General features: G+C 45.7%; 5 protein-coding genes. 3 read left to right on the plus strand and 2 right to left on the minus strand.

The window, feature by feature from the left end; all coding sequences use genetic code 11:
- Positions 1-217 precede the first annotated feature (217 nt).
- Positions 218-589 carry a hypothetical protein gene (locus KDK17_RS17610; protein ID WP_257255189.1) on the plus strand — a complete coding sequence of 124 codons (372 nt, stop codon included), beginning with the start codon at positions 218-220 and terminating at the stop codon, positions 587-589.
- 128 nt (positions 590-717) lie between these two features.
- Positions 718-1,074 (plus strand): YgiW/YdeI family stress tolerance OB fold protein, encoded by a 357-nt coding sequence (locus tag KDK17_RS17615; protein WP_257255188.1) that lies wholly within the window; start codon positions 718-720, stop codon positions 1,072-1,074.
- A 99-nt stretch (positions 1,075-1,173) separates the two neighbouring features.
- On the opposite strand, the gene KDK17_RS17620 is transcribed toward KDK17_RS17615, so the two are convergent.
- Complete coding sequence (locus KDK17_RS17620) at positions 1,174-2,886, minus strand: choice-of-anchor I family protein (RefSeq protein ID WP_257288690.1); 1,713 nt, start codon at positions 2,884-2,886, stop codon at positions 1,174-1,176.
- A 249-nt stretch (positions 2,887-3,135) separates the two neighbouring features.
- Positions 3,136-4,539, minus strand: coding sequence for a Na+/H+ antiporter NhaA (gene nhaA, locus KDK17_RS17625; RefSeq protein ID WP_257288691.1), 1,404 nt, complete (start codon positions 4,537-4,539; stop codon positions 3,136-3,138).
- Positions 4,540-4,933: 394 nt separating this feature from the next.
- Between nhaA and KDK17_RS17630 the strand changes: the two genes are divergently transcribed.
- On the plus strand, positions 4,934-5,329 hold the full coding sequence (locus KDK17_RS17630) for a hypothetical protein (RefSeq protein ID WP_257288692.1): 396 nt from the start codon (positions 4,934-4,936) through the stop codon (positions 5,327-5,329).
- Positions 5,330-5,376: the final 47 nt, after the last annotated feature.

A 5,376-nucleotide genomic window follows, 5' to 3' on the forward strand; every position in this document is an offset into this window, starting at 1 on the left:
CTTACAACCTTAGATATTTATATTTGGTTTTAGTTCCCTATGAATACTTAGACTTCTGACACTTCCAGCCTTGTCGAGGCTTCAACCTAAAAGGCTACAGCCAGCCTATTGCGAGCGGACATACGCAGAAGCTATGCATAGCCCAGGGATCAAATAAGTGTTGCAGCGAGCTGTTGTCACAGGTAGCGTTGAAACATTGACTCAAAGGATTGAGCACATGTTATCGACCCTGCTTCGTCTTCTTGCGATTCTTTCATCTCATCTGCTTAGCAATCATTCCTGGGCATCGGAACCCGAGCTCTGGTATCAGAAGGTCTGGTGCGAAGGTAAAGGTGGCGAAGTTGAAGTCAGGCTGGATGATGGGAGACGTGTTGATTGCATGACTGAAAGTCATGCCATTGAAATGGATTTTGCCAACAAATGGCCTGAAGCCATCGGCCAGTCCCTGGCCTATGGAATGCTGACCAGAAAACAGGCGGGAATTGTGTTGATTCTGAGAAAACCATCCGACCATGAATACTGGGATCGCTTACAGCAGGTTTTGGAGCACTATCAACTTCCGGTTACGACTTGGAAACTCGGTCCCTGAAACCGCCGTTTTTTCTTTTATGAAAAAAGTTTAATGATTCACTCATCTTCCGGTTACCTGCCTTCGATTATGCTACGCCCATCTTTTAAACAGATACCTATATCGATAGAAAACCGGAGACTCAAACCATGAATCCAACACTGTCTGCTTTCCTTGCTGCTTCAACGATTGCTCTGACCACTGGCAACGCAATGGCTGAATACACCGGCCCCAATAGCACACCCACCATCAATGATATTGCCACCATCATCGAAAACCCGGTTGATGACTCCCGGGTAGAACTGACCGGTTACCTGACCAATAAAATCGACGATGAGACCTACACCTTTTCAGATGGTAAAGACAGCATTCAGGTAGAGATTGAGTCCAGAGACATGCCTGACGTGCAGATTAATGAAAAGACCAAAGTTAACATTCTGGGTGAAGTCGAAAGCGGTGCTTTTGAAACCACCGAAATTGAGGTCGAAAAAATTTCTGTCATTTAAACAGACCTTCCGTTTGAAAAAGGGTTGCCAGAAATCCTACGGCAACCCTCAGTCCGTTTAAAACAAAGCCAAAAATAGTCGACTGAAAGGAACATCTAATCAATCGATCTGGTAAACCAGCGTAGAACCAGAGACTTCATGACCGATAATCAATAAAGGCTTTCCAGTTGGACTTTCAGAAGCCTCGACAAACTTCATCCCTTCGGGAGACACATCGCCTGCTTTTTCTGGCTCTTTGTCAGTATCAACAGAAAAGTCACGGTTGTAGACATAGCGGACAAACTCAGCTTCTGCTGGATCAGTCACGTCGTACATCAGGACACCACCGGTTCGCTCCAGGCCAATAAACGCATATTGACGTCCATCAATCTCACCCACGGCCAGTGCCTCTGGCTCAGGGCCTTTATCATCACTGCGGTTATCGCCTTTGGTTTCCTCGTCATTATTGTTGAAATGTTTACCCAGTACGGCTGCTGTCACTTCTTCAAAGTCACTACCCGAGTCATAAACCAGCTCACCCGCTTCGTTCCAGATAGAAAATGAGCGAGCGCCATAGGAGTAAAGTTCTTCAAACTGGCCATCGTTATCCGTATCACCCAGTGTGTTGGTAATTTTCAGGCGAGCAAGCTTTTTCTTATCTTTGGCTGCCTCAGCATTAGGATGCTCCCGGGCGACCTCAACCTTCTTGGTACGAACCTCTTCTGTGAACCCCAGGCAACCGTCTTCGTCATCGTATTTCAAACCACCTGAAGCCAGGCACTGATCTTCAGAAGCAGTTGTGTACCAATAATCTCTGGCATCACCTTCGTTGGCTGTCACAACATAGGTTTTACCTTCGACCGAATAGGTAGCAATGGTATCTGGCTGATACATACCGTAGACACCGCTCCATTTCTGAAGATTCACACCACCATCTTTATTGCTGGCATCCATCGCAAATTGGCCATAATCCTTATAGCCAAGGGGAACAATAGAATCAATTCGCGCATTGGCAATATCAACGAGTGCCAGGGCATTGTTTTCCTGCAGAGAAACGTAAGCAGTTCCGGAATCAGCAGAAACGGCTATGTACTCAGGCTCAAGGTCCTTAGCCACAGAGGCATCACGACCAAAAACCCTGACATCTTTCGGCAATTCACTGTTTCTGGAGTAGCCTTTGTTGAAAGCAGTGAAAGTAGCATGACGTGGTTCTTCCAGTTTGCCTTCAGAAGTCACCTTGACAACGCTGACCGAACCTTCCGGGTCATCTTTGTAATCTGATGAAGGTTCACCTTCGTTTGCTGTCAGCAGGTATTTTCCATCCGGTGTAAAGGTCACCATATCAGGCAGCGCCCCTACCAATTTATAATCACTGAATACGGCACCACCTTCGGTATCGAGCTTATAAACAATGACAACGCCTTTCTTTTGTTTGTCGCTATTTTCAACAGCAACAGCCAAAAGATCGCCATGAACAGAAACGCTGTTAGCGGTGCCCAGCTTCATGCCATCAATACTGGACTCAAGATTGATCTTGCCAATTTTGAGAATATTGGAATCCATGGTCGGATTAGCAAGTGGCTGCCCCTTGAGGGATTTGCCACTGAGAATATCTATGGTTTTATCAAGGGCGTTGACAACATAGATAGACTGACTGGCTTTATGCCAGGCCACAATCTCTGCGGCACCTTTATGGTAACTGCCAGAAGCATATCGACCGATCGGCTCCATGGTGGGATGGGAAACTTCAGCATTTTCCTGAACCATTGAACAGCCAGCCAAAATAAAGGGAGCTGCCAGAGTGATAGCGTTGCGAGTAAGTTTCAGTTCCATTGAGGTTCCTGATTTTATTCAATTTGATCAGGGCTTTTTATAACGGTTGCAAATGACTGTTTAATGACAACTATGACATAGAGACAAAGTTGTCTCGCACCAACACTCTGAGGCTGCGCCAAAAGTGCGGCATTCTCTGTTTTGACAGCCTCCTCGACATGAGAACGAGAATGAGCAGAAAAGCTAACCAAAATCACAAACCCGGAGCAAGCTCCGGGTTATTAATATTCAGAGATGAATAATCTGAGCTTAAGCCTGCTCAACAGTATTCTTTTCAACGGCCTTGGGAGAAGCTTTAGTCAAACAGATAAAGCCAGCAATACCGGCTATCAGGGACGCAATCAGAACCCCTGCTTTGGCCAGTACTAAATCATTGGGGCTGCCAGCAAATGCCAGTTCTGATATGAAGATCGACATGGTGAAACCGATTCCGCCCAGGAAAGCAACGCCGACAATATGCAGGAAGTTACATTCATGAGGCAAGTCACCCCATCCCAGCTTCCAGCCTATCCAGGTGGCACCTGCAATACCTATTAACTTACCTAACACCAGACCCAGAGTGACACCCAAGGTGACGTTATTGAAAATCTCGGTATCCCCGGAAAAAACATCAAAGGGAATACCGGCATTGGCCAGGGCAAAAATGGGAATGACGATATAAGTCACCGGTAAGTGCAGGCTGGTTTCGATTCTCTGCAGTGGAGCTTCTGCCAGGCGGGTACCATTTCCAAGCGCCCGGACGTAAGCACGCATTTTTTCATTACGCAAAACGTCCTCACCAGGACGGTAACTACCATCAAATCGCCGAATCAGATTTTTTATCTGGTCACTGAATGCAACAGGATCGTATTTGGGTTTAGCCGGAATGGCAAAGGCCGTAATAACGCCAGCCAATGTCGCATGAATACCGGCTTCGTACAGCTGCAACCAGAGGCCACCACCCACCAGGAGATAAGGCAGTGGATTACGAATACCAAAAGCATTCATCACCCACAAAAAGGCAGTGAATCCAGCAGCCCACAGCAAAGCCACCTGATTGATTTCGTTGGTGTAGAAAACAGCAATGATCGCAATAGCTCCCAGGTCATCCACAATGGCCAAAGCCACGAGGAAGGTGATCAGACTTTTAGGAACACGGCCACCCAGAAGTGCACAGGTACCAACAGCAAAGGCAATATCCGTTGCCATCGGAATGCCCCAACCGTCTGCGGCAACACCTGTCGGGTTGATGCTGGCATAGATCAGTGCGGGCACTACCATGCCCCCAATCGCAGCCATGATAGGCAATACGGCATGTTTGAGGTCGGAAAGCTCACCGACAAGAAACTCACGTTTGAGTTCGAGACCGACGTGGAAAAAGAAAAAAGCCATCAGACCATCATTGACCCAATGGTGAATAGACATCTTCAGGCCGCCTTCACCGATAGAAATACCGGCATAGGTTTTCAGAATCTGTTCATAGAGGGGAGACAGATTACTGTTCGCGATCACCAAAGCGATGACAGCGCAGATCATCAGAAGGATGCCGCTGGTCGTTTGACGATGGATAAATTCTTCAAAAGGCGTGAGGATACGGTCAAATGCCGCCTCCCATCGCGCATTATAAACCTTACCTTTCCGACCGATAAATTTTGTAAAATTATTTCCCGCCACAGCAACTCCTCAAGAGCATCAAGCTTGACGCCTTAGACTACATCATGCGTTTGTTGATGTCTCTTAAATGTTCAGCGAGTCTTTCAGTTGCCTTTAGTCAGTTATCTATCGTAGGTTATACCCCCATGAACCTGCTTACGAACTTCCGCTTCAAGACTTTGGAGTAAAAGGCAGGACATCCATCAATAGACAGCTCTCGTCTTTGTGCCGTCTTTTGTTGGTACAAAGCGGCTGCAAACAAAGGGGAATTCTTTTGTGGAAGTGTTAGGGTCAGGGATCCTTCGTAAGGCCAGCCCGCGATTTTTCACTAAAGGCGATACCTTTTTGTTATATTTCTCAAAATAAATGCTACCTTGACTTGACACAATTTGATACAAGATGAAGGCAGTTTACGATGAAAGAGTTAAGAATATCGCTTTTTCTTTACTTGATAACATCCGTATCAGTGGTAAATGCAAACCCTGAAATAATTCAAGCAGCTGAGAAATTTATACTTTTGAGTAACCAATTAGCGTTAAAAGTTATGCCTCCAGGAAGTCAAAGCCATGAAATATTTAGATCTATTAGTTTTAGCACTGGTTTGAATATAATGATTGACGATATCAGGGTACTTCTTTCTGAATTACAACACAGAACTACCAGAAAAGATTTAAGCGTAAAATCTTTGTTTGTTATGAATATGCCTAAATTGGTATTTCCTGTTTTTCCAACAACTTTTTACGAGTCTACTGCCGATTTTAGTTTGCAACAATTACGAGCATTGACATCCTCCCACAGCCAAAAAAAGTAGCAGTATCAAAACTGGTAAACAGTCTGAAAGGTGTTTCAAGCCGAAGA

It is taken from the genome of Endozoicomonas sp. SESOKO2 (genome assembly GCF_024606245.1).
In the GTDB taxonomy this organism is placed as follows: Bacteria; Pseudomonadota; Gammaproteobacteria; order Pseudomonadales; family Endozoicomonadaceae; genus Endozoicomonas_A.

Excerpts from the sequence above, each read along its gene's own strand:
- KDK17_RS17610 (WP_257255189.1), top strand. The coding sequence starts at position 218 with ATGTTATCGACCCTGCTTCGTCTTCTTGCGATTCTTTCATCTCATCTG.
- KDK17_RS17615 (WP_257255188.1), top strand. The coding sequence starts at position 718 with ATGAATCCAACACTGTCTGCTTTCCTTGCTGCTTCAACGATTGCTCTG.
- KDK17_RS17620 (WP_257288690.1), bottom strand. The coding sequence starts at position 2,886 with ATGGAACTGAAACTTACTCGCAACGCTATCACTCTGGCAGCTCCCTTT.
- KDK17_RS17630 (WP_257288692.1), top strand. The coding sequence starts at position 4,934 with ATGAAAGAGTTAAGAATATCGCTTTTTCTTTACTTGATAACATCCGTA.